General features: G+C 69.9%; 17 protein-coding genes. 9 read left to right on the top strand and 8 right to left on the bottom strand.

Going from position 1 to position 23961, the window contains the following annotated elements:
* Positions 1-11 precede the first annotated feature (11 nt).
* From FGL15_RS09770 to FGL15_RS09755, 4 genes are read right to left on the bottom strand one after another with little or no spacing between them, the layout of a single operon-like run.
* Positions 12-698 (bottom strand): 4'-phosphopantetheinyl transferase, encoded by a 687-nt coding sequence (locus FGL15_RS09770; RefSeq protein ID WP_138945885.1) that lies wholly within the window; start codon positions 696-698, stop codon positions 12-14.
* On the bottom strand, positions 691-1698 hold the full coding sequence (locus tag FGL15_RS09765; protein ID WP_138945884.1) for a hypothetical protein: 1008 nt from the start codon (positions 1696-1698) through the stop codon (positions 691-693). The genes FGL15_RS09770 and FGL15_RS09765 overlap by 8 nt, the downstream gene beginning before the upstream one ends.
* The gene (locus tag FGL15_RS09760) at positions 1699-3855 is read right to left on the bottom strand and encodes an MMPL family transporter (protein ID WP_138945883.1); all 2157 of its coding nucleotides are present in this window, start codon (positions 3853-3855) and stop codon (positions 1699-1701) included.
* On the bottom strand, positions 3852-8552 hold the full coding sequence (locus FGL15_RS09755) for a type I polyketide synthase (RefSeq protein ID WP_168223366.1): 4701 nt from the start codon (positions 8550-8552) through the stop codon (positions 3852-3854). The genes FGL15_RS09760 and FGL15_RS09755 overlap by 4 nt, the downstream gene beginning before the upstream one ends.
* Positions 8553-8803: 251 nt before the next feature.
* Here FGL15_RS09755 and FGL15_RS09750 point away from each other — a divergent pair, with 251 nt between their 5' ends.
* Positions 8804-9547 (top strand): dienelactone hydrolase family protein, encoded by a 744-nt coding sequence (locus tag FGL15_RS09750; protein WP_138945881.1) that lies wholly within the window; start codon positions 8804-8806, stop codon positions 9545-9547.
* Here FGL15_RS09750 and FGL15_RS09745 read toward each other — a convergent pair.
* Positions 9544-10566, bottom strand: coding sequence for a DMT family transporter (locus FGL15_RS09745; protein ID WP_168223365.1), 1023 nt, complete (start codon positions 10564-10566; stop codon positions 9544-9546). The two genes, FGL15_RS09750 and FGL15_RS09745, sit on opposite strands and share 4 nt — an antisense overlap.
* Before the next feature lie 252 nt (positions 10567-10818).
* Entirely contained in the window at positions 10819-12210 is a 1392-nt protein-coding gene (locus FGL15_RS09740; RefSeq protein WP_064295424.1) for a glycine--tRNA ligase, read from the bottom strand.
* Between the two features lie 184 nt (positions 12211-12394).
* Between FGL15_RS09740 and FGL15_RS09735 the strand changes: the two genes are divergently transcribed.
* Positions 12395-13699, top strand: coding sequence for an esterase family protein (locus FGL15_RS09735; protein ID WP_138945879.1), 1305 nt, complete (start codon positions 12395-12397; stop codon positions 13697-13699).
* A 42-nt stretch (positions 13700-13741) separates the two neighbouring features.
* On the opposite strand, the gene FGL15_RS09730 is transcribed toward FGL15_RS09735, so the two are convergent.
* Positions 13742-14755, bottom strand: a complete 1014-nt coding sequence (locus FGL15_RS09730; RefSeq protein WP_240773897.1) for a LacI family DNA-binding transcriptional regulator — start codon at positions 14753-14755, stop codon at positions 13742-13744.
* A gap of 183 nt (positions 14756-14938) precedes the next feature.
* On the opposite strand from FGL15_RS09730, the gene FGL15_RS09725 reads away from it, so the two are divergent.
* From FGL15_RS09725 to FGL15_RS09700, 6 genes are all read left to right on the top strand, one after another.
* Entirely contained in the window at positions 14939-16168 is a 1230-nt protein-coding gene (locus FGL15_RS09725) for a Gfo/Idh/MocA family protein (protein ID WP_138945878.1), read from the top strand.
* Between the two features lie 70 nt (positions 16169-16238).
* Entirely contained in the window at positions 16239-17498 is a 1260-nt protein-coding gene (locus FGL15_RS09720) for an ABC transporter substrate-binding protein (protein ID WP_082916064.1), read from the top strand.
* Positions 17499-17503: 5 nt separating this feature from the next.
* Entirely contained in the window at positions 17504-18502 is a 999-nt protein-coding gene (locus FGL15_RS09715) for a carbohydrate ABC transporter permease (RefSeq protein WP_138945877.1), read from the top strand.
* 14 nt (positions 18503-18516) lie between these two features.
* The gene (locus tag FGL15_RS09710; RefSeq protein WP_086472635.1) at positions 18517-19398 is read left to right on the top strand and encodes a carbohydrate ABC transporter permease; all 882 of its coding nucleotides are present in this window, start codon (positions 18517-18519) and stop codon (positions 19396-19398) included.
* Positions 19399-19457: 59 nt separating this feature from the next.
* Positions 19458-20237: a ThuA domain-containing protein gene (locus FGL15_RS09705; protein ID WP_064295429.1), complete on the top strand. Its 780-nt coding sequence runs from the start codon at positions 19458-19460 to the stop codon at positions 20235-20237.
* Positions 20234-21373, top strand: coding sequence for a Gfo/Idh/MocA family protein (locus FGL15_RS09700; protein WP_138945876.1), 1140 nt, complete (start codon positions 20234-20236; stop codon positions 21371-21373). Before FGL15_RS09705 ends, FGL15_RS09700 begins: the two co-directional genes overlap by 4 nt.
* A gap of 51 nt (positions 21374-21424) precedes the next feature.
* Here FGL15_RS09700 and FGL15_RS09695 read toward each other — a convergent pair whose 3' ends face one another.
* A complete protein-coding gene (locus FGL15_RS09695; protein WP_138945875.1) occupies positions 21425-22201 on the bottom strand; it encodes a hypothetical protein in 777 nt (258 codons plus the stop codon).
* A gap of 87 nt (positions 22202-22288) precedes the next feature.
* Between FGL15_RS09695 and FGL15_RS09690 the strand changes: the two genes are divergently transcribed.
* Positions 22289-23833 (top strand): leucyl aminopeptidase, encoded by a 1545-nt coding sequence (locus FGL15_RS09690; RefSeq protein WP_138945874.1) that lies wholly within the window; start codon positions 22289-22291, stop codon positions 23831-23833.
* The last annotated feature ends 128 nt before the right edge of the window (positions 23834-23961 follow it).

Below are 23961 nucleotides of genomic sequence, written 5' to 3'. Positions count from 1 at the left end.
CCGCGTCGCGATCACCCGTCCTGTCGCCGCGAGGCCGGGACGATGACGACACTGCAGAGGTGGGTGCCCACCACCGACCATCGTCCGGCGAAGGTGCGCGGCATGCTCGAGCACACTGTCGGGCCGGCCGGCGCGACGACCCGCGCGTCGAACGAGCCCCGATCCGGGTGGATCACCACCTCACATGACGTGTAGTCGACCCATCGGCCGGTGAGCGGGTACCACGCCTTGAAGACGCTCTCCTTGACGCTCCACAACACGGCGCTCCACGCGACGGTCGGATGGCTCCAGGCGAGTCGCGTGAGCATGGACGGCTCACTCCCGCAGACGATCGTCGCCGCGACGGTGGGACGGATGGGCCGGTGCACCTCGACGTCGATCCCGATGGCGCTCGCGACACCGCCGTGGCCGACGGCTGCGATCGTGACACCCGGGCAGTGCGAGAGACTCCCGACCAAGCCGGTCGGCCAGACCGGTTGCCCACCCTCCCCCGTCGGGATGTCCGCGGAGCGCTGGCCGAGCATCGCGAGTGCCGCCCCGGCGCAGTCGCGCGCCGAGCGGGATTCGGCGCTGCGACCAGCCGAGGTCGGACGAGCCCGGAACGGCCCGGGTGCGGTGCCGACCGACGCCGAGACGACGACCCCCGGCGGCACCTGCGTCCGGAGCGCGTCGACCACCGCGGCTGCGGATTCAGCCACCCGACCGACGCGGGGACGCCACGCGCGCCGCGGGGTCGGAGGCGGGGATGCCGACCCGGAACCAGGCGACGAGCTGCTCGTCCGGAGCGACCTGCCAGCGTTCGTCGAGCATGGCCCGGGTCTCCGGACAGTCGAGCGGCGCGCTCTGGGGATGCACGTACAGGCCGTGACGTTGAAAGCCGAGCCAGAGCCGGGTGAGCAGTCGCCCAGCGGCGAGTTCCTGCCGGGCCCCGGTGGGTCCGACGACACCGAGGACAGTGCCGGAGCCCTGGGTCGCGGAGGCCGACATCCTCGCCAACAACCCGGGCAGCCCGAGCCCGCGAAGCGCGCGGAACACCCGCGGGCTGATCAGCGTCCGCAGGCCGGCTCGTTCGACCTTCGACACCACGAGCATCGCGTCGTTGAGGCCGTCCTCGTCGTACCGCGGATGTCTTGGTGAGAGCCTGGTCCACTGATCGAGCTCGGCGACGATCGCCTGCTCGCCGAAGAACCACCGGTTGGCTCGCACGAGGATCGGGCGCGCGTCCTGTGTCGGCATGGAGACGAGCCGAAAGTCCATGCGCTCCGTCTCCACCGCGGCCTCCTGGAGGAGGTCGGGTCCGGGAGCGCTGTCCCGCCATCGCCCTCGCCAGACACGTCGTCCACGGACGTCCGCCGAGGAGAACCTCGTCTGGTAGCCCTCCGGGTGGCGCGAGAACCGGCCGACCTCATCAGTCCCCGCGTCAGCGCCGGTCGAGGCCTCGAAGCCCAGTCCGACACCGGCCGACGCCGCGCAGATGAGGAGCGACTCGACGAACGCCCCGAACGACAGCATCGTGTCGCGTCCTCGCGGATCGCTCGCGCCGAGGGTGCGAGTGCGATCCCGGCGGAGGACGAGTTCGTCGCCCTGACGGTCCACGCCCCACGGCTGCGTGTTGTGGGCGTTCGCCGCGCGAGCCGCCTCGGACACGAGCGTCGAGAGGTCGTCGTCGGCCGACGGGGCATTGAATCGCGCGTCCACTCAGCCCTCCGTGATCCCGATGCGGCGGTGGATCGCCGCGAGCCACCGCGGCGCCCACCAGTTGTATCGTCCGGCGGCGCGCATGAAGACCGGGACGAGCACGCCGCGGATCAGGATGGCGTCGATGAGGATCGCGATGCCGGTTCCGATGCCGAGCATCTTGATGATCGACACCCCGGAGGTCGCCATGGCGAAGAACGACACCGCGAGGATCGCCGCAGCGGCCGTGATGATCGGGCCGCTCGCGCCGAGTCCGCTCCGCACCGCCTCCGCGAGATCGCCCGTGGCACGGAACCGTTCCTGGATCCGAGCGAGGAGGAACACCTCGTAGTCCATCGAGAGCCCGAAGGCGATGCAGAACAGCAGGATCGGGATCGAGATGGCGATGGGCGACGGGGTGAAGCCGAGCACGTCCGACAGGTTGCCGTCCTGGAAGAGGAACACGATGACGCCCAGGATGCCGACCAGCCCGACCACGTTCAGCACCAGCGCCTTGATCGGGAGCAGCACGCTCCCCGTGAACAGGAAGAGGATGATCAGCGTCATGAGCGCGATGGCCGCGGCGGCGAACGGCAGCCGCGCCGCGATGGAGTCACCGATGTCGATCATCTGCGCCGCGAGGCCACCGACCAGGACGGTCGAGCCGGCTCCAGGGTCCACCGCGCGGACGTCGCGGACGAGCTCCGAGCCCTCGGGCGAGTACGGGACGACGTCGGTCGCGACCTGCAGCCAGAGCGCCGAACCGTCGCGGAAGTGCTGCTCCGTCCGCGCCTCGGCCGGGACGACGAGGCGTCCGTCGACGAAGCTGCCGAGGGACGTCGTGACGGCGTCGACGCCCGTGATCGAGGAGAGTTCGGCGGCGTACTCGTCGAGCTCTCGGTCCGTCCCCGCCCAGTCCTCGGTGACGACGGAGACGGCGTCCGCATCGGCGACGTCGAAGTCGGACCGCATGATGTCCGCCACGACACGGCTCTCCGCGTCGGCGGGGAGCACCCGTTCGTCGGGCACCCCGAACTCCGCGTGCGTGAACGGCGCGGCCATGGCGATGAGGAGCGCGATGACTGGCACCGCCAACCACGGACGGCGATACGCGTGGTCGCCCACCCGATACCAGAACCGGCCCTCGGCCCCGACCTGGCGCCGGGAGCGCAGTCGGCCCCAGTCGAACCGGCGACCCAGGAGGGTGAGGGCGGCGGGGAGCAGGACGACCGCGCCCACCACGGAGCAGGCCACGATGACGAGTCCCGCGATGGCGAACGAGCGCAGGAAGTACTGGTCGAACAGCATCAGCGTGGCGAGCGCCGCGGCGACGACGACACCGCTGAACACGATGGTCCGGCCGGTCGTCCGCCGAGCGATCCGCAACGCCTCCTCGTCGGTCGATCCGCCCGAGCGTTCGTCCCGATAGCGGGTGAGGAACAGCAGGCAGTAGTCGATGGCGAGTCCGAGGCCCAACGCGGTGACCAGGTTGACCGCGAACAGGGAGACCGAGGTGAGCTGCGCGACCACGTTCAGCAGACCGAGGGAGCCGAGGATCGTGACCCCCGCGACGCCGACGGGCAGCAGCGCGGCCACCACGCCACGGAACGCGAAGAACAGCAGCACGAGGGTGATCGGGATGGCGATCGTCTCCGCGACGATGATGTCCGTCTTGACCTGCGCGTTCAGGTCGTCGTTGATCCCCGCGATGCCGCCGAACCGCACCGTGGCCGACGTCACCTCCTCGGTGATCGTCCCGCGGAGCGCGGTGGTCGCCCGCTGCACGGTGTCCTCGTCTCCGGCGAGCGCCACGAGCACGACGCCGCGATCGGTGCCGCTCCGCAGCTGCTCCGATTCGGCGTAGGAGCCGGTGACGCTGGCGCCGTCCACGTCGTCCACAGCGCCGACGATGTCGTCGAGCGCCTCCCTGCCGTCGGCGCTGTCGAGTCCGTCGGAGACGTCCACGACGAGGACGAGTTTCGGGTCGCTGCCAGGGAACCGGTCGGCGAGCACGTCCGCTGCGGCCACGGAGTCGGACTGCGGGTCGTCGAACCCGCCCGTCTTGAGGTTGTCGAGGACGTCGGCCCCCGCGATGCCCGCCACGATCGCGAACACCAGGCCGATCAGGAGCGTGATCACCGCCCGTCGTCTGGGGGTCGTTCCGGAGTGGTGCGTCATGCGGATACCTCGATGTCGTGGGTGATGCGGTTGAGTTCGGATGCCGTGATGTCCACGACCCGCTGGATCTGCTCGGCGGTGTGCTCCGCGGTGATGAAGAAGCGGAGCCGCGCCTGGTCGTCGGGCACGGCCGGGTACAGGATCGGGTTGACGCTGAAGCCGCGGTCGAAGAGCGCCGTCGCCAGGGCGAGTGCCCGTTCCGAGCTGCCGACGATGCACGGCACGACGGGCGAGTCGGCACTGTCGCCGATGTCGATGCCGGCGGCCCGGGCCGTCTCGCGGAAGAGGTCGGCGTTCTGCCGCAGGCGGCTGAGGCGCTCGGGCTCGTCGCGCATGAGCCGGAGGGCGGCGAGCGACGCGGCCGCGTTCGCCGGGGTGATGCCGACGCTGTACACGAACCCGGGCACGGAGTACTTGAGGTAGTCGATCGCGGCGGCGGTGCCACCGACGTAGCCGCCGCATCCGGCGAGCGACTTCGACATCGTGCCGCACCAGAGGTCGATGTCCGAGCGGTCGACCCCGAAGTGCTCGCCGACCCCGCCGCCGTTGGCGCCGACCGTTCCGATGCTGTGCGCTTCGTCGACGAGCACCAGTGCGCCATGCCGCCGCTTCAGCTCGATGAGCTGCGGGAGCGGTACGAGGTCGCCGTCCATGCTGTAGACGCCCTCCACGACGATGAGGACCCGCCGGAACCCGCCGCGGATCGCACCGAGGAGCTCGTCGAGCGCGTTCAAGTCGTTATGGGGGAACGACCGTCGCGTGGCTCCGGAGAGTTTGGCCCCCTGGATGATGCTGTCGTGCGCGAGGCTGTCGTGGACGATGAGGTCGCCCGGCTCCACGAGGTGGCCGATGACGCTCACGTTCGTCGCATGGCCGCTCACCAGGGTGAGGGCTGACTCCACCTGCAGGAGGTCGGAGAGCTCCTGCTCGAGCTCCGCGTGGATCGGGCGCTCGCCGGACAGGAACCGGCTGGCGGACACCGAGCTGCCGTACCGGGCCACGGCATCGGTGATCGTCTCGGCGACCACCGGGTGGCCGGTGACACCGAGGTAGTTGTAGCTGGAGAAGCTCACGAGCTGGGCGTCGCCGATCGTCGTCGTGGCGTCGATGATCCCCTCATGGAGCAGGAAGTAGGGGTTGCGGTCCGTCTGCTGCCGGCGTTCCCGCATGGCGACCGCCTCCGGGAAGCACTCGATGCGGGCGTCGGCCTCGGTCCATCGGGTCGGGCGGTCGACCGACGCCGGGAAAGCGGGAGCCACCGGTTTCGTCTCGACCCGCGGAAGCCGGTGCTGCGGCTCCTCGGCGAACGGGTGCAGCAGGGAGCCGACGCCGTCCAGCACCTGCTCCACCGTGGGCCGCCCGGCGAAGCGCTCGCCGAGCTGGGCGGGGGTCGGCAGCGAGGGCCACTCCGTGTGTAGCTGAATGATCAGCTCACGCATCATCAGCGAATCGAATCCGAGCTGCTCGACGAGGTGCATCTCCGGCCGGATCAGGTCCAGCGGGAACCCGCTGATGCGCGACACCATGCCGAGGATGACCGCGTCGGATTCCGCACGATGCGACCGGGAGGCTGCGAGGCCCATCCGTGCGACCACCTCCGCCTGCGGCGAGCCGGGTTCCGCGGACCAGCGGAACGCATCGGTCGACGCGGGCGCGTGACCGGCCTGCCCGGAACCCTCGATGAGGCTCAGCTGGCGGTTCATGAGGGCGAGCAGTCCGGGCAGGTGGTCGGCTTGGACGTCGGCGGCTCGCGGCTGGATCGACGGTCCTGCCGACGGTCGTCCGGCGAGGGGGGAGGACGGCAGATCGCGGGGGTTGTGGTGCATGGAGTGAGGATCCTGTTCGATGGGGGAGGGTGGTCGGTGCGGTTCGGATGTGAGTTCTCGGGGTGTCGTCGGGTCGGTGGCGTCCGGTCGGACGATCCAGTACGGCTCGGTCGGCAGCGGCGCGATCGGCAGCGCCACACCCGCGGTGTCTGGCGGGACGAGCGATGACAGGTCGAGGTCGGCGCCCAGCACCGTCAGCCGGCCGAGCAGTCGGAGGAAGGTCGCCGCGTCGTCCGGCGCCGACGCGCTGCTCGGGATGACGTGCACGTCGGGCGCATCACCCAGGGAGCGTCGGATGGACCCGAGCAGCGCCGACCCCCCACCGATCTGGACGTAGACGCCGATCTCGGATGCGGACGCCGACTCGATCGCCTCGCGGAACCGCACCGTGGAGAAGACGTTCTCCTCGAGCTGACGGCCCAGCTCCTCGCCCGTCTCGACCGTGCGGCCCGTCACGGTGGAGACGAGCTGCACCTGCGGCGCGCGAGGTCGGAATCGCGACAGGTCCGCCACGAGGGCCGGCCGGATCGGCTCGAGCAGGGGCGAGTGGAACCCGGTGGCGACGCGCAGCGGGTGTGTCGACACCCCGTGCTCGACGCACCGTTCCGCGACGGCGCGCAGGGCCTCGCCGGTTCCACTCACCACCGTCTGCCGGGGATCGTTGGCGGCCGCGATCCACGCGTCGTCGATGCCGCTGAGAAGCGCTGCGGCCTGCTCGGCGTCGCAGCTGAGGGCCGTCATGCCGTCGCCGGGTCGCGTCGCAGCCGACCGCATGTGGTGTCCGCGGACCGCGGCGAGCCGCACGGCGTCGGGCTCATCGAGCGCGCCCGCCGTCGCCATGGCGGGAAGCTCGCCGACGCTGTGCCCGATGACGAGGTCGGGCTCCACGCCGATCTCGCGCGACAGCGCCACGGCGGCGAGCGCCGTCACCGCGAGCGCGGGTTGGCAGACCTCGGTGGACGTCAGACGGTCGATTCCGGAGGGGGTGTCGGCGTCGGCCTCGGAGAGCGCCGCGAGCACATCGACCCCGGTCTCGTCGAGCACCTGCTCGTTCAAGGTCTCGGCCGCTGCACGGAAGGCGGGGAATCGATCGAGGAGGTCCGACTGCATCCGCGGTGTCTGGCTGCCCTGCCCGGGGAAGACGAAGGCGATCCGCCGAGCGGCCTCGTCGACACGGACCCCGGTGCAGACGTCCGCGGAGATCACCCCGGTGGCTCCGCTAGCGAGCTGCTCCACGGCGGCCGACAGCCCGGAGATCAGCTCGGCGGCGGTGCGGCACACCACCGCCAGACGCGTGCTCGCGAGCGCCCGAGAGCTCAGGGTCCGTGCGAGACCGGCGATGGATGGTGCGTCGGCGGCCTCGAGGACGGCGAGGACCGCACGGAGGTGCTCGCCGAGCAGCGTGGGGTCGGCGGCCGAGAACACGAGCAGGTGCGGGAGCGGTTCGTCGGCCGGTCCCCCGGCGGCACGCCGACGGACTCGACCTGCTCGCGCCGGCGGTGATTCGAGCACGACGTGAGCGTTGGTGCCGCCGAACCCGAACGAGCTGACGCCGATCAGGCCCAGACCGTCGTCGCCCGGGTCGATGGTGCGGGAGGCGAGCGCCAGGCGGCCGTCTCGGAGGGCCTCGGTGTGCGCCTCCGAACGCAGGCGGGGCTGCCCGGGGACGACCCGATGCCTCGCCATGAGTGCCGCTTTGACGATGCTGGCGATCCCGGCCGCCGCCATCGTGTGCCCCACGAGCGCCTTCACGGCCGTGACCGTGGCGGTCCGGTGCGGCGATGCCCCGAGGCGACGCAGCGCCGCCAGCGATTCCAGCTCGGTGCGGTCGCCCACCGGGGTGGCCGTGCCGTGCGCCTCGACGACGCCCAGGTCGGCGGGGTCGGCCGCGGCATCCTCGTAGGCCCGGCGGAGCGCCGCCAGCTGTCCGTCCGTCGTCGGCGTCATCGGCCCTTCCGCCCGGCCGTCGTTGGACACCCCTGAGCCTCTGATGACCGCGTAGACGTCATCGTGGTCGTCGATGGCTGCCTCGAGCGGTTTGACGACGATCATGCCGACGCCCTCGCCCAGGAGGAATCCGTCGGCGTCGCCGTCGAACGGCCGGCACACCCCGCTCCGTGACAGCGCGCCGATCCGCGAGAAGGCGACCATCGCGTCCGGGACGAGGCTGAGGTTGACGCCACCGACGAGCGCCGCCGAGCACTGCCCGGACCGGATGGCGGCGATCGCCTGGTGCAGCGCGACGAGGCTGCTCGAGCACGCGGCGTCGACCGCGAAGCTCGGGCCGCCGAGGTCGAGCGTGCTGCTCACCAGCGCCGGCCCCATGTTGGGCAGGCATCCCGGCATCGAGAACGCGTGGAACGGGCGCACACCGGCGACGCGCGCGCCCATCGCCGCCGTGAGGTCGGGGCCGGCGCGTTCCGCGTGGACCGAGTCGTCGCCGAGGAGCTGCGTCCGGATGCGGAGCGAGGAGAGTTCGCGGTAGTCGTTCGCCGCCATCCCGACGAAGACGCCGATGGACGACCGGTCGATGCGACGACGTTCGAACCCGGCGTCGATCCAGGCGGCTCGCGCTGCCTCGAGGAGCAGGCGATGTTGCGGGTCCATCGCGTGCGCGCGACTGGGTGGGATGCGGAAGTGCCGCGCGGCGAACTGCTCGACGCCGTCGATGAAGGACCCCTGGTCGGAGTAGGCGTGATGCACCGCTCGGGGGTCGTGCGGCGCGAAGAAGGAGGCGTGATTCCATCTCGAGCGGGGGACGGCGGAGCCGCTGCGCCGGGCTGTCAGGATGTTGCGCCAGTACTGGTGAGCGTCTGCCGCGCCACCGAAGCGGGCGGACAGGCCGACGATGGCGAGTGGTCGAACGGGCACGACGAGAGAACCTCCGAGGGTGTTGATCGCGGATGGAACGAGGGGGCAGGTCGGCATGTCGACGACTCCGAGCGGAGTGGGTCGAGGTCCAGGGGCCGCCTCGCCGTGAGGAGAGCCGGCCCGTGGGCACGCCACAGCTCGACTGTAGTCATCTGAAACATCAGTTCGGATGCTCGTTCGGAATCTGTGGATAACTCGCGAGGCAGCGCAACCCCCAGCCGGTGCGGAGGGTCGGCTGGAACACTGGCGATATGACGACCATCACGCTGACCAAGGGCCTGACCGCCTACCGCGCCGACCCGCCGAAGGGCGTCGAGCTCCGCGGCGGGCTCGTGCTCATCCACGAGATCTGGGGCCTCGTCCCGCACATCACCGACGTCGCCGACCGGTTCGCCGCGGAGGGGTACCTCGTCATCGCACCCGACATCCTGAGTGGCGCCGGCGTCACGCCCGAGATCGGTGCGGAGCTGGAGAGCCTCGTCTTCAACAGCGACGAGGCGACGAGGACCGCGGCACAGCCGAAGCTGCGCGAGAAGCTCTCGGCCTCGAAGTCGCCCGAGTACGCCGAGGAGGCGCTCGGGCACCTGGGGAAGGCCGTCGACGCCCTGTTCGACGAGGAGGGGATCGACGGCCGCGTCGCCGTCGTCGGCTTCTGCTTCGGTGGTGGCTACAGCTTCGCGCTCGCCGCGGCCGACCGCCGCATCCGCGCCGCTGTCCCGTTCTACGGCTACCCGCCGGAGCCCGAGGCCGTGACGAGCATCGCCTGCCCCGTCCTCGCGTTCTACGGCGACCAGGACGAGGGCCTCATGCAGAGCCTGCCCGAGCTGACCACGACGATGGAGGACGCACGGGTCGAGTTCACCGCGACCGTCTACCCCGACGCCGGTCACGCCTTCTTCAACGACACCAACACGATCACCTACCGCGAGGACGCGGCCGCCGACGCCTGGGTGAAGACGCTCGCGTTCCTCGACACCTCACTCGGCAACGCCTAGCCCGAGCGATCCGCATCCGTTCGCCCGTTTTTGGGCGAACGAACGCCCGCTCGCCCATTCTTGGGCGAGCGGGCTTCGCTTTCCTGTCTCGATCGCACGCAGAGCAGCACCCCGGTGGTCACCAGGACGGCACCCACCACCTCGTTCACGTGTGGCAGGCGCTGCTCGAGCAGCAGGTTGAAGACCGCTCCGAACAGGGTCTCCAGTGCGATCAGCTGGCCGAGCAGCACGGTCGAGACTCGCCCGGAGGCGCGGTTCCAGCACCAGGATGCGCACCACGACCCGAACGTCGCCAGCAGGACGCTCAAGACGAGGAAGCGGATCAGTTGAGCCTCGCCGACTTCCAGGAGCGAGACCTCGCCGTGCAGCACCGCCAGCGGCGGGAGGACGAACGAAGCGATGAAGGCTCCGAGGCCCAGCAACGCGGTCCATGACGTGCTGTCGACCGATCCCGCGCCGCTCCGGCGCAGGATCGCGCCGTTCATGACCACGAAGTACGACCACAACAGGCAGGCCGCAAGCGCCAGGAGGGTCGCCGGGATCATCCCCGCACCCGCTCCGTCGACAGCTGGAGCGGCCTCGGGGCGCTGCCAGTTCAGGACGACGAGGCCGGCCGTGGAGATCATGATCGGCCAGATGAGCCGGCGCCACGGGGTCTCTCGGTGCACGAGGTTCGCGCCGACCGTGACGGCTGCGGGCATGACGCCTGTCGCCATCGATGCCAGGACCCCTCCGCCGATGTCGGCCGCGAGCGAGAAGCAGAGGTAGAACCCGAGGTAGCCCACCGCGCCCAGGTGCAGCGCGATGAGGATCCTGCGAGGACCGATCGCCGAGACCAGCCGGCGGCGCACGGCCAGCACACCGATGGACAGCAGGCCGAACACCGCGTACCTGCCGAACACGAGTGTCAGCGGACCGACCGGTTCGGCTAGCGCCGGACCGAGGAACGTCGAGCCCCAGAGCGCGGTGGCCAGCACCGCCCACACCACTCCCGCGAGAGCGGCCGGGCCGCGGTTCACCCGCACTCCTGGGCCGCGACGAGGTCGCCCATCGTGATGACCGTGTCGACGAGGAGGTCGAGGTGCGCGGGAGCGACGGTGCGGTCGATTGCACGCATGGGTTCGATGCTACAAACTCTGAAATCTGAAATTCCAAAGTCGTCGGAGGCTGTGGATAAGTACCGACCCGCATCCGTTCGCCCGTTCCCGGGCGAAGAAACGCCCGCTCGCCCAGAATTGGGCGAGCGGGCGTTCGTGCGAAACGGCGGAGGCCTACGCGCCCTTGAGGCGGGTGGCGAGGTAGGCGTACAGCTCGTCGATGGCGACACGCTCCTGCTGCATGCTGTCGCGGTCGCGCACGGTCACGGCGTTGTCCTCGAGCGAGTCGAAGTCGACGGTCACGCAGTACGGGGTGCCGATCTCGTCCTGACGACGGTAGCGGCGGCCGATCGCACCCGAGTCGTCGAAGTCGATGTTCCACGAGCCGCGCAGCTCGTCGCCGATCTGGCGGGCGAGCGGCGACAGCGCCTCGTTGCGGGACAGCGGCAGCACGGCGACCTTGACGGGCGCGAGACGCGGGTCGAGGTGCAGCACGGTGCGCTTCTCGATCTTGCCCTTGGCGTTCGGCGGCAGCTCCTGCTCCTCGTACGCGTCGACGAGGAAGGCCATGAGCGCACGGGTCAGACCGAACGACGGCTCGATGACGTACGGCATGTACCGCTCGTTCTTGGCCTGGTCGAAGTAGCTGAGGTCCTTGCCGGACTGCTCGGCGTGCACCTTGAGGTCGTAGTCGGTGCGGTTCGCGACGCCCATGAGTTCGCCCCACTCGCTGCCGGCGAAGCCGAACTTGTACTCGATGTCGACGGTGCGCTTCGAGTAGTGCGCCAGCTTCTCCTGCGGGTGCTCGAACCAACGGATGTTGTCGGGCGTCATGCCGAGGTCGATGAACCAGGCCCAGCAGAGGTCCATCCAGGTCTGCTGCCACTCGTCGTCCGTGCCGGGCTCGACGAAGAACTCGATCTCCATCTGCTCGAACTCACGGGTGCGGAAGATGAAGTTGCCGGGCGTGATCTCGTTGCGGAACGCCTTGCCGATCTGGCCGATGCCGAACGGCGGCTTCTTGCGGGCCGTCTGCAGCACGTTCGCGAAGTTCGTGAAGATGCCCTGCGCGGTCTCGGGACGCAGGTAGTGGAGACCAGACTCGTCGTCGACGACGCCGAGGAAGGTCTTCAGGAGGCCCGACATCTGACGGATCTCGGTCCACTGGCCGACCTTCGAGGGGTGCTCGGGGTCGGGGATGTCGGCGAGGCCGTTCTCCGGCGGGTGGCCGTGCTCGGCCTCATACGCCTCGAACAGGTGGTCGGCCCGATACCGCTTGTGGGTGATGAGCGATTCGGTCAGCGGGTCGCTGAAGACCTTGACGTGACCGGACGCCTCCCAGACCGGGGTGGGCAGGATGACGGCGGAGTCGAGACCGACCATGTCGCCGCGGCCGCGAACGAACGCGTTCCACCACTGGCGCTTGATGTTCTCCTTGAGCTCGACACCCAGGGGCCCGTAATCCCACGCAGACCGCGTGCCGCCGTAGATGTCTCCCGAGGGGAAGACGAAGCCGCGGTGCTGGGCCAGGGTGATGACGGACTCGAGATGGGACTGCTCTGCCATGGGTGTGGATCCTCCGTGCCGCTTGCCACGCGGCGGTACCTTCCGGTGCTGACGCCTGGCTGGCGCCCGCTCCCGGAACCCCTCAATCCTATGGGCGAGCCCGTGAGGACGCCCAACAGCCCTTGTCCCGCTCAGGGCGGCCGCCTAGCCTGACAACCATCGCGGTACGCAGGATGGAGCATCGATGGACTGGCTGTGGAACCTCGACGTCATCGACGGTCCACTCGTCTGGGTGCTCGACGGGCTCAGCATCGCCGGCCTGCTGTACCTCGTCATCCGTCGGTCCGGGTTGCTGTGGTACCTGAGCGCCGCCATCGCCCTCCTGGCCGGCGCGCTCCTCGCCCTGGGGACGGTGTGGCTGGTCTTCGACGTGCTCAACCTCTTCGGCGGGCCGTTGATCCGCTCCGCGGAGCCCTGGTTGATCGGCGCCTTCGCCGGCATCGCGCTCGCCGTCCTCACGATCTGCTGGCGCGTCTCGTGGCAGCGGCGCGTCATCGCCGTCGCCTGCATCCTCGTCTTCGGCGCGACCGCGGCGCTGGGCGTCAACGGCGCGTACGGCGTCCAGACCACCCTCGGGTCGATGTTCCACGTCCAGAACCGCAAGCCGATCACCCTCGTGACGCCGACGAGCACGCCCACCGGCGATCCGGCCCGTCCGCTGTACGAGACGTGGAAGCCGCCGGCCGATCTGCCGAAGACGGGCAGGTTCGGCCCGCTTCCCACGGGCGACCGGATCCCGAACACGAACTCCGGGTTCAACGCCCGCCCGGCGCAGGTCTACTACCCACCCGCCGCGCTCGTGAAAGATCCCCCGGCGCTCCCCTTCGTCCTCATGATGATGGGACAACCGGGTGACCCCGACGCGAAGTGGATCGGCGAGGCGCTCGACGCGATCGCCGCCGACCACCAGGGGCTCGCCCCCATCGCGCTCGTCGTGGACCAGCTCGGCGACCCTTCCGTGGATCCGCTGTGCATCGACGGGCGGTACGGGAAGGTGGAGACCTACGTCACGCAGGACGTCCTCCCCTGGGCGAAGGCGAACCTGCACATCCTCCAGTCGCCGAAGGACTGGACGGTGGCCGGATACTCGGCCGGCGGCAGCTGTGCGATCTACTACGGAGCCAAGTACCCGCAGACCTTCGGCAACGTCGTCAGTGTCTCGGGTGAGGAGTATCCCGGAGCCGGCCTCCCGGCGGACAACCTGCGCGTGATGTTCAACGGCGACCAGAACGCGTACGACGCGATCAAACCGGCGACCATCATGGCGAAAACGAACTACGCCGACACGGAGGCGTTCTTCTCCGCCGGGACGGCGGACGCGGTCTACACCGACATGATGCGGCGCGCCGCAGCCACGGCGACGGCGGCCGGCTGGAAGGTCCAGACCTTCGCGATACCGGGCGGTGACCACGGCGCCAGCTCGCTCACGGGCGGGCTGGACCAGACGCTCCGCGCGCTCTACCCGCGGATCGGCCTCCAGAGACCGTGACGGGGACGGGGACGGTCGCTCCGGCGATCGCTCGATCGACGGTCAGCGCGGCGGCGGCGCGAGGGACGCGCCCTCGAGGAAGGCGCCCATGACGAGTTCATGACGCAACTCGCCGAGGGTGCCGTCGAGACGGCCGACGAGGGTCTCGACGCCCATCCGGCCGAGCTGGGCGGCGGGCAGCAACGTGACGGCGAGCGCCGGGTCGGCCGCTTCCGACACCTCTCGGGTGGAGGCGACGAGGACGACGGACAGGTCGTCGGGGACCGAGACGCCGCGCCGGCCGAGCTCGCTCACGAAACCGAGGGCCGCCCGATCGTTGAGCACGAGGACGGCGGTGACCTCGGGCGCCTCCTCCTGGAGGGTCGCCGCGATCGCGCGACCACCGGCCGGATCGGGAGTGCACTGGAGCGTCCGAGCGCGGAGTCCACGGGCCGCGCACACGGCGTGGAAGGTCTCCTGCACTCGGACCACCGGCCCGTAACCGTCGAGATCGGCCCGCTCGACCTCCTCGAGCAGGGCGAACTCCCGATGACCGAGGGCCTGCAGGCGGTCGATGGACAGCTCGACCATCCCCTCGAAGTCGACGTCGACGTAGTCGAGGCCGGAGGGATCGCGCGTCCGACCGATGAGCGTCAGCGGCGTCCCGGCCGCGAGCAGACGGTCGACCCGATGGTCGTCGAGCCGCACCTCCATGAGGATGACGCCGTCGATGAGGCCATCGGAGGTGAACTCGCGAAGCGCCTCGGGGTCGCTCGGCTCCGGCCAGAGGACGACGGTGTACCCGAGCTCGGCGGCAGCCTCCGCAGCACCGGTGAAGAAGCGGGCAGCGTTGTCGGACAGTCGATGCTGGAGCACCGGGAACAGCAGTGCGATGATGCGGGTCCGACGGCTCGCGAGCGCGCGGGCCACCGCGTTCCGGCGGAAGTCCAGTTCGACCATCGCCGACTCCACCCGCAGTCGGGTGGCCGGGGACACGGGCTTCGAATCGTTGACGACGAACGACACCGTGGCGACCGAGACCCCTGCGAGTCGCGCGACGTCACGCATCGTTGCCATGGATCCCCGTTCAGGTGCGGTGCTGTCCGGTCAGTCTCTCACGGATCACGATTCGGTAAACCGGTTAAATTGCTCCTTGACGACTCCCGCGGCGCGGTGCATGCTGGTTCCCGAAGCGCGCAGTAAACCGGTTAACTTTCCGGGCTGCGCGATCCGACCTCGACCGGCGAAGGAGCCGTGCTGATGCCTGTACCGACCACCGACGACCGCCGGTCCGAGCAGCCACTGCGCGTCGCGATCGTCGGGTACAGCTTCATGGGCACCATCCACGCGCAGGCCTGGACCACCGCTCCCCGCTTCTTCGACCTCGGCCGCGGGGTCGACCTCGTCGCCGTCAGCGGTCGCGATTCCGACGCCGCCCGCGCGTTCGCCGACCGGTTCGGGATCGCCGACGTCGAGACCGACTGGCGAGCGCTCCTCACCCGCGGCGACATCGACGTGATCGACATCTGCACCCCTGGCCATCTCCACGCCGAGATCGCGATCGCCGCGCTCGACGCCGGTATCCACGTCCTGTGCGAGAAGCCGCTCGCGAACACGCTGGAGGAGGCCGAGCGGATGAACGCCGCGGCCGAACGGGCGGCGGCGCGCGGCGTGCGCGCGATGGTCGGCTTCAGCTACCGACGCACCCCCGCGCTCGCCTATGCACGACGGCTCGTCACCGACGGCCGCCTCGGGACGATCCGTCACATCCGGGCCCAGTACCTGCAGGACTGGATCGCGGATCCCACCTTCCCGCTCGTCTGGCGACTCGACGCCGACCAGGCCGGCTCCGGTGCGCTCGGAGACCTCGGCGCCCACATCATCGATCTCGCACGGTTCGTCACGGGGCAGGAGCTGACCGGTGTGAGCGCGCTGACGTCGACCTTCGTCACCGAGCGGCCGCTCCCCACCTCGTCGAGCGGCCTCAGTGCCACCGCGGACAGCGGCCCGGCGACGGGCGAGGCGACCGAACCCCTCACCGGCCGGGTGACCGTCGACGACGCGGTCGTGTTCATCGCCCGCACCGACGGCGGCGCGCTGGCGACCTTCGAGGCCACCCGCTTCGCCACCGGTCGCAAGAACGCGATGCGGCTCGAGGTCGACGGTTCCGACGGATCGCTCGTCTTCGACTTCGAGCGCATGAACGAGCTGCAGTTCCACGACCACACGCTCCCGGCCGAGGAGGCGGGCTTCCGGCGCATCCTCGTCACCGAACCCGGTCACCCGTACGCGGACGCCTGGTGGCCGGCCGGGCACGGTCTCGGCTACGAGCACACCTTCGTCCACGAGGTCGCCGACCTCGCCCGTGACCTCTCCGCCGGTCGGGCGCCCGAACCGGGCTTCGCCGACGGCCTCCGGGTACAGCGCGTGCTCGCCGCGGTCTCGGCGAGCGCCGACGCAGGCGCCGCCTGGATCCCACTCGACCACTGAACGAACCACCCACCGCATCACGATCACCACCGCATCACGACCACCACTCACCAGGCAAAGGAGCCATGACATGAGATCCACGACCACCCGCGACACCCGGCCTCGCATCATCCGTCGGCCGCACGTGCTCGGATCGCTCGCGATCCTCGCGATCACCCCGTTCGCCCTCACCGCGTGCAGCGGTGGCGGTGGCGCGGCGGCCGGAGGCGACGCCGGCACCCTCACGATCCTCGACTACTACAACAACGAACCCGACAAGACCCTCGTGGGCGACGCCCTCGACCGGTGCGCGGACGACGTCGGCGTGAAGATCAAGCGCGAGACCGTCCCCGGCAAGGACCTCATCCAGAAGGTGCTCCAGCAGTCGTCGTCCAAGACGCTGCCCGACGTCCTCATGCTCGACAACCCGGACGTCCAGGAGATCGCCGCGACCGGCGGTCTCTCGCCACTCAGCGACTACGGCGTCGACACCTCTGGCTTCGCGAAGGGCATCCTCGACGCGGCGAGCTACGAGGGGGAGGTCTACGGCCTGGCGCCGACGGTCAACACCCTCGGCCTCTTCTACAACGAGGACCTCCTCGCGGCGAAGGGCATCACCCCGCCGACCACGTGGGACGAGCTCAAAACGGCCGCCGCTGCACTGACCGAGGGCGACACCTACGGGCTGGCCTTCAGCTCCATCGCCACCTACGAGGGCAGCTGGCAGTTCCTGCCGTTCATGTGGACCAACGGCGGCGACGAGGCCGACCTCACGACGCCCGCCGTCGCGGAGGCCCTCCAGCTGCAGGTCGACCTCGTGAACTCGGGTTCGGCGTCGAAGAGCGTCATCAACTGGTCGCAGGCCGACGTGAACGACCAGTTCATGGCCGGTAAGGCCGCGATGATGATCAACGGCCCGTGGCAGATCCCGGCCCTCAGCGCCGACACGAACCTCAAGTACGGCAGCGTCCAGGTTCCGGTCAACAAGGCCGGCCAGACGCCCGTCGCCCCGCTCGGTGGCGAGGTCTGGACCGTCCCCGTGACCGGCGACAAGGACAAGCAGGCGAAGGCGGCGAAGTTCGTCGAGTGCATCTCGAGTGACGAGAACCAGCTCGCCCTCGCGGAGGCCCGCTTCACCGTCCCGACGAAGACGGCCCTCGCCGAGCAGTACGTCGCGAAGGTCCCTGAGATGGCCGCGTTCACGGAGCAGGTCGCCAACGCCCGCTCGCGCACCGGTGAGCTCGGCGAGGAGTGGCCCGAGGCCGCGACCGAGATCTACACCGCCATCCAGCTCGCCCTGACCGGGCAGGCGACGCCTGAAGAGGCGTTCAAGCAGGCGGCCGCGGGCTGATCCCGATGAGCAGTGGCATCGCCGGAGCATCGCTCCAGGACCGGAAGACCGACCAGCGGTCCAGCGGCACCGACGGGGGCGCGCCGACCAAGCGCACCCCCGCCGGGGCCGGCCGCCGGAGCCGACGCTTCCGCCGCGAAGACCTGATCAAGCTCGGCTTCGTCCTCCCAGCAGCGCTCTACATCGTCCTCTTCTTCGGCTATCCGGTCGTCAAGAACGTCACGATGAGCTTCCAGGAGTACACGACGAAGACCTTCTTCACGGGCGAGGCCCCGTGGGTCGGGTTCGCGAACTACGTGACCGTGTTCGGTTCCCAGCTGTTCACACCGGCACTGCTCAACACGGCGCTGTTCACGATCGGGTCGATCGCCGGGCAGTTCGTGATCGGGCTCGCGCTCGCCGTGTTCTTCAAGCGACGCTTCCCCCTGAGCTCGTTCCTCCGCGCGATGCTGCTGCTCCCCTGGCTCCTCCCCCTGATCGTGTCGAGCGCCACCTGGCGGTCGATCCTCGACCAGGACAGCGGCGTCCTGAACGCCGCCCTCGGATCCATCGGCCTGTCGGGCGTCCCCTGGCTGACGAGCCCGTCGGTCGCCCTGTTCGCGGTCGTCCTCGTCAACATCTGGATCGGCATCCCGTTCAACGTCACGATCCTCTACGGCGGCCTCCAGGACATCCCCGACGAGCTCTACGAGGCGGGAGCGCTCGACGGCGCGACCGGCTGGAAGGCGTTCCGTCACATCACCTGGCCGAACCTCAGGCCCGTCGTCAGCGTCGTACTCGTGCTCGGCGTCGTCTACACGATCAAGGTGCTCGACATCATCCTCGGCCTCACGAACGGCGGGCCGGCGAACGCCACGCAGACCCTCGCGGTGCGGTCGTACCAGGAGTCGTTCGTCAACTTCGAGTTCGGTGTCGGTGCGGCCTTCAGCAACATCCTCATCGTCATCTCGCTCCTCTTCGCCATCGTCTACCTGCGCGTGAACCGACGCGCGGTCGACGAGTAAGGACACGGACCCTCATGACCACGACCAGCATCGTGACCGGCGGACGGCAGACGCGCCGCTTCGCCCCGGTCGGCCCTCGTCGACACCGCGGCGACCGACGCCACCTCGGCTACACCGTCGTCGGCGTCATCATCCTCGCGATCATGCTCTTCCCCGTCTACTGGATGGTGAACGCGTCACTGCAGCCGTCGGGCAACACACTCACGGGCGACTTCTTCCCGATCAACCCGAGCTTCGCGGGGTATGAGAAGGCGATCGCCGACCAGGGCGGGCACCTCGTCACGAGCCTCGTCATCTCGCTCGGTACCGTCGTCCTGTCGCTCGCGATCGCAGCCCCGGCGGCCTACGCCCTCGCACAGTTCCGGTTCCGCTGGATCAGCATCGCGCTCCTCGTGATCCTGATCGCCCAGATGATCCCGGGCATCGTGATCGCGAACGCCCTCTACTCGGCGTACAACGACCTCGGCCTGCTCAACTCGATCCCCGGGCTGATCCTCGCCGACGCCTCGCACGCCATCCCGTTCGCGATCCTCATCCTGCGGGCGTCGATGCAGACCATCCCGCCGTCGATCGTGGAGGCGGCACGGGTCGACGGCGCCGGGCATGTGCGGGCCTTCGTCTCGATCGTCCTCCCGGTGAGCCGCAACGTGCTCATCACCGCCGGTCTGTTCGCCTTCCTCTTCTCCTGGAGTGACTTCCTGTTCGCCCTGACGCTGACGACGACGGAGGACGTCCGGCCCGTGACGCTCGGCATCTACCAGTACCTCGGCTCGCAGGTCTCGAACTGGAGCGCGGTGATGGCGACCGCCGTCCTGTCGTCGCTGCCCGCGATCCTCCTGCTCGTCATCGCCCAGCGGTTCATCGCCGCGGGCGCCACGGGCGGTGCCGTGAAATGACCGACGACCACTCCGACACCCTCACCGACCACGCAACGCATCCTCGAAGGAGCACCACCATGTCCGACAGCAGCACCCCCATCCGCGTCCTCGTCTGGGGCGAGAACCGCCACGAGCAGATCGAGGAGAAGGTCCGCGCCATCTACCCGGACGGCATGCACACGACCATCAAGGAGGGCATCGAAGAGCACCTCGGCGCCGATGCCGTGGTCACCACGACCACGCTCGACGAACCGGAGCACGGGCTCACCGAGGAGGTGCTCGCCGCGACCGACGTGCTCGTCTGGTGGGGTCACGCGGCTCACGGCGAGGTCGCCGACGAGGTCGTCGAGCGCGTGCACCAGCACGTACTCGCCGGTATGGGTCTGCTCGTGCTGCACTCCGGTCACTGGTCGAAGATCTTCGGCAAGCTCATGGGCACCTCGTGCACGCTCCGGTGGCGGTCGGAGGAGGACCGCGAGATCGTCTGGACCGTCGACCCCACCCACCCGATCGCCCAGGGGATCCCGCACCCGTTCATCATCCCGGCGCAGGAGATGTACGGCGAGTTCTTCGACGTCCCCGCGCCCGACGAGCTCGTCTTCCTGTCGACGTTCACGGGTGGCGAGGTCTTCCGTTCCGGCATGACCTACAAGCGCGGCTTCGGCAAGATCTTCTTCTTCTCCCCCGGCGACCAGGACTACCCCGTCTACCACCACGAGCACGTCCGTCGCGTCCTCGCGAACGGCGTCCGGTGGGCGCAGACGCTGCGTCCCGAACGCGCGGTGCCGGTCCTGCTGCGGTACGAGACCGAGGACTTCTACAACGGCCGCGGGTATGAAGGGGCACTCGCGCGATGAGTGCTCCTGCCGACGGTGGCTTCGCGACGCTCGCGGACGCCACCAGGCCGGTCCGGCTCGTGCTCGTCGGTGCGGGCGGGATGGGACGGGCGTGGTTGCGGACGATCCTCGCGAACCCGGACACGGAACTCGTCGGCGTCGTCGACCTCGACACGGCCCTCGCCGAGTCGGCGGTGACCGAGGCGGGGCTCGGCGTGGGCCCCGGGGGTGTCGTCATCGGCACCAGCGTGTCGGTCGTCGCCGAGGCGACGGGGGCGGACGCGGTCGTCAACGTCACCGTGCCCGCCGCGCATCACCCGGTGAACACCGAGGCGCTCTTCGCCGGGTTGCCGGTGCTCTGCGAGAAGCCGATCGCGCCGACGGTGGCGCAGGCGCTTTCCCTGGCGGCGACTGCCGAGGTCAGCGGGCAGCTGCTCATGACGAGCCAGTCGCGTCGCTACTACGCGTCGATCGCCGCCTTCCGGGAGCAGGTCGCGACGCTCGGTCGGCTCGGGTCCGCGACCACGGAGTTCTTCAAGGCACCGCACTTCGGTGGATTCCGTGAGGAGATGCCGCACGTGCTGCTCGTCGACATGGCGATCCATGCCTTCGACGCCGCCCGTTACGTCCTCGGCAGCGACCCGATCGCCGTGTACTGCGAGGAGTACAACCCCGGTTGGAGCTGGTTCTCCGCCGACGCCGCCGCGACCGCGATCTTCGAGTTCGCCGGAGGAGTCCGCTACACCTACAGCGGCAGCTGGTGTGCGGACGGCGTGGAGACCTCGTGGAACGGCAGTTGGCGAGTGAACGGCGAGTACGGCACGGCCACCTGGGACGGCGACTCCGCTCCGCAGCGGCAGCTCGCGCCGCAGGGCGGATCACCGTCGGCGGTCGAGGCCGCCGAGCTCGAGCCGGACGTACCGGAGGAGATCGCCGGTTCGCTCGTCGAGTTCGTGGATGCTCTGCGCACGGGGCGTGTCCCGTCGGGTGAAGTGCACGCCAACGTACTGAGCCTCGCGATGGTGGAGGCCGCCGTGCGGTCCGCCGAGTCCGGCGAGCGCGTGGTCATCGCGGACGTGCTCGCCCAGGCGCACACGCAGGCGATCGGGGCCGAGCCGCGCGACGACGTCCGGGCTGCACTCGTCGCCTCCCGCTGAGGTGAGGCGGATCGTCGCCCGCGCACCCCGAGAGCGACGATCCGCCTCACCTCACCAGGTCCCGTCGAGGAGGTCTCGGGTCACGACCAGGTTGAGCACCCGCCAGAGGCCGGAGTGGCCCGGCGTCTGGCCCGGTCGGTTCGGCCACCCATCGAAACGTGCCACACGGACGAAGCCGACCTCGTGCCACACGGGGTCCGTCTTGCGGAAACGGTGCGGCTGCCAGACGACCGGGCGCTCCGGCAGGTTGCCCGAGGCCGGCTCGCGCTTCGCTCGCAACGTCGCCAGGGTCTCCGGCCCGGGGACCTGTTCGCCCACCCAGTCGAGCACGTCGAGCTCGGGTGAGTCGCCGTATCGGGACCGATGGATGCCGGCGACCCGGAACAGGGCGGTCCGTCCGTTCGGCGCCGTGAACGCGAGGACGTCACCCGGCGTCAGGTCGTCCTCCACGTGGCGCCACGATCGACGGAGGCGCTTCGGCGCGGGCTGCGGGCCGAGGAGCTTCTCGCGGAGGCGGTCGAGGGCCGCGGCCCGCCTGGCGACCTCCCCCGGGCCCGCTTCGGCCCACAACTCGAGGTCGGCACCGCGATCGATCGCCGCGAGCGCCCGCGTCCGCACGTCGGGATCGAGTCGGCCGACCTCGCTCTGCGCGGCCGCGAGCGGGATCCACAGCTCGCCGTCTTCGCGCTCCACCAGGTGGGCGAAGGACGCGATGGTCCGTCGCGCCGCCTCGTCGTCCGGCACCCGGTCCTGCACGTACTCGCGGTACTCGGTGCGGATGTCCGACGCCGTGTCGTTCGAGAAGATCGCCGTTCCCCATGCACCCATCCCGGCATCCTGCCAGACCCGTCGCGTCAGCGGCCAGGTGAGGCCCATACGATGGATCCAGCCCGACTCCGAGACGAAGGACGCTGCATGCCATCCCGCCCCACCAAGCTGATCCCGCCGACCTTCTCCCGCACCCCCTCACTCGACGCCGAGGCGGTCGAGCTGAGCGTCGCGATCGAACTCCCCGAGGGCGTCGAGGCGGTCGGCCTGGGCGTCGCCCCCGCAGCCGACGGCGCCGGCGACGACATCCCCGCCGCGCTCGGACTCGACCGCGCGGCCCTGACCCGCGCCGGGTTCACCGGTGAGGTCGGCCAGACGCTCGTCATCCCCAGCCAGGACGCCCCGACGTACATCGCGGTCGGCGTCGGTGCGCCCGAGAAGCGCACCCCGGCAGCGCTCCGCGACATCGCTGCGGCCTTCGCCCGGGCGGCATCCTCCTTCGCGAGCATCGGCCTCGACGTGGCGCGCTCGTTCGACCTCGACCCGGCATCCGCCGGCCAGCTCGTCGTCGAGGGCGCGCTCCTCGCCCGCTACCGCTACACCGAGCTGAAGCGGGAGACGAAGCGCACACCGCTCGTCGCGCTCCACCTCGTAGCCGGTGCTGAAGACCTCCCAGAGACCGCGACCGGCGCACACCGTGGCGAGGTCCTCGCCCGTTCGGCGAACCTCGCGCGCGACCTCGCGAACACGCCTCCCGGACACCTCACGGCGACCGACCTCGCCGAGGTGGCCGAGACGTTGGGCGCCGCCAACGGGCTCGACGTCGAGGTCTTCGACAAGGACGCGCTCATCGAGCTCGGTCTCGGCGGCCTGCTCGGCGTCAACGCCGGCAGCGTCGAGGAACCGCGCATGATCAAGCTCCGGTACACGCCGAAGGACGACGACGGCTCGCCGATCGAAGCCGCAGGACACCTCGCGCTCGTCGGCAAGGGCATCATGTACGACTCGGGCGGCATCTCGCTCAAGCCGTCCGACCCGTCCCACGCGGCGATGAAGATGGACATGGCGGGCGCCGGAGCGATCCTGTCCGCCATGACGGCGCTGGAGGAGTTGCACTGCACGAGCAGCGTCACGGCGTTCCTCATGTGCACGGACAACATGCCCTCAGGCTCGGCCACGATGCTCGGCGACGTGCTGACGTTCCGCAACGGCACCACCGTGGAGATCAAGAACACCGACGCCGAGGGTCGTCTCGTCCTCGCCGACGGCCTGAGCCTCGCCGTCGAGGAGGAGCCCGACGCGATCGTCGACATCGCGACGCTGACCGGTGCCGCGATCATGGCGCTCGGCACGAAGACGGCGGCCGTGCACGGGACCGACCAGGGCATCGTCGACCAGACGCTCGCGTCGTCGAAGGCCACCGACGAGCAGCTGTGGCAGTTGCCGCTGGAACGCAGCTACCGCAAGCAGCTCGACTCGGACGTCGCGGACCTCGCCAACATCGGCGGCCGGTTCGCCGGTTCGACGCTCGCCGCACTGTTCCTCGCGGAGTTCGTCGGCGACGTCCCGTGGGCGCACCTCGACATCGCGGGCACGATGCTCGTGGAGTCGGACGAGTCGTGGCGCTCGAAGGGTGCGACCGGGTACGGCACGCGCCTCCTGATCGACCTGGCGCTCAACTTCCGCGCCTGACGCAGGACGCGGCGTCGATGCCCGGTCCCCTGAGCCTGTCGAAGGGCGGCGACCGGACCGTCTTTCCCCGCGAGCACTTCGACAGGCTCAGTGACTGGATCAGCCCATCCGCGACTCGGTCACTGAGC

The sequence above is a fragment of the Plantibacter sp. M259 genome (genome assembly GCF_006065115.1).
Classification (GTDB): domain Bacteria; phylum Actinomycetota; class Actinomycetes; order Actinomycetales; family Microbacteriaceae; genus Plantibacter; species Plantibacter auratus.
Note: the sequence above shows the minus strand (reverse complement) of the source record. Positions and strands in the feature narration are given on the sequence as shown.

Coding starts and splice junctions, on each gene's coding strand:
- FGL15_RS09760 (WP_138945883.1), bottom strand. CDS start 3,855: ATGACGCACCACTCCGGAACGACCCCCAGACGACGGGCGGTGATCACG.
- FGL15_RS09750 (WP_138945881.1), top strand. CDS start 8,804: ATGACGACCATCACGCTGACCAAGGGCCTGACCGCCTACCGCGCCGAC.
- FGL15_RS09740 (WP_064295424.1), bottom strand. CDS start 12,210: ATGGCAGAGCAGTCCCATCTCGAGTCCGTCATCACCCTGGCCCAGCAC.
- FGL15_RS09735 (WP_138945879.1), top strand. CDS start 12,395: ATGGACTGGCTGTGGAACCTCGACGTCATCGACGGTCCACTCGTCTGG.
- FGL15_RS09730 (WP_240773897.1), bottom strand. CDS start 14,755: ATGGCAACGATGCGTGACGTCGCGCGACTCGCAGGGGTCTCGGTCGCC.
- FGL15_RS09725 (WP_138945878.1), top strand. CDS start 14,939: ATGCCTGTACCGACCACCGACGACCGCCGGTCCGAGCAGCCACTGCGC.
- FGL15_RS09720 (WP_082916064.1), top strand. CDS start 16,239: ATGAGATCCACGACCACCCGCGACACCCGGCCTCGCATCATCCGTCGG.
- FGL15_RS09715 (WP_138945877.1), top strand. CDS start 17,504: ATGAGCAGTGGCATCGCCGGAGCATCGCTCCAGGACCGGAAGACCGAC.
- FGL15_RS09710 (WP_086472635.1), top strand. CDS start 18,517: ATGACCACGACCAGCATCGTGACCGGCGGACGGCAGACGCGCCGCTTC.
- FGL15_RS09705 (WP_064295429.1), top strand. CDS start 19,458: ATGTCCGACAGCAGCACCCCCATCCGCGTCCTCGTCTGGGGCGAGAAC.
- FGL15_RS09700 (WP_138945876.1), top strand. CDS start 20,234: ATGAGTGCTCCTGCCGACGGTGGCTTCGCGACGCTCGCGGACGCCACC.
- FGL15_RS09695 (WP_138945875.1), bottom strand. CDS start 22,201: ATGGGTGCATGGGGAACGGCGATCTTCTCGAACGACACGGCGTCGGAC.
- FGL15_RS09690 (WP_138945874.1), top strand. CDS start 22,289: ATGCCATCCCGCCCCACCAAGCTGATCCCGCCGACCTTCTCCCGCACC.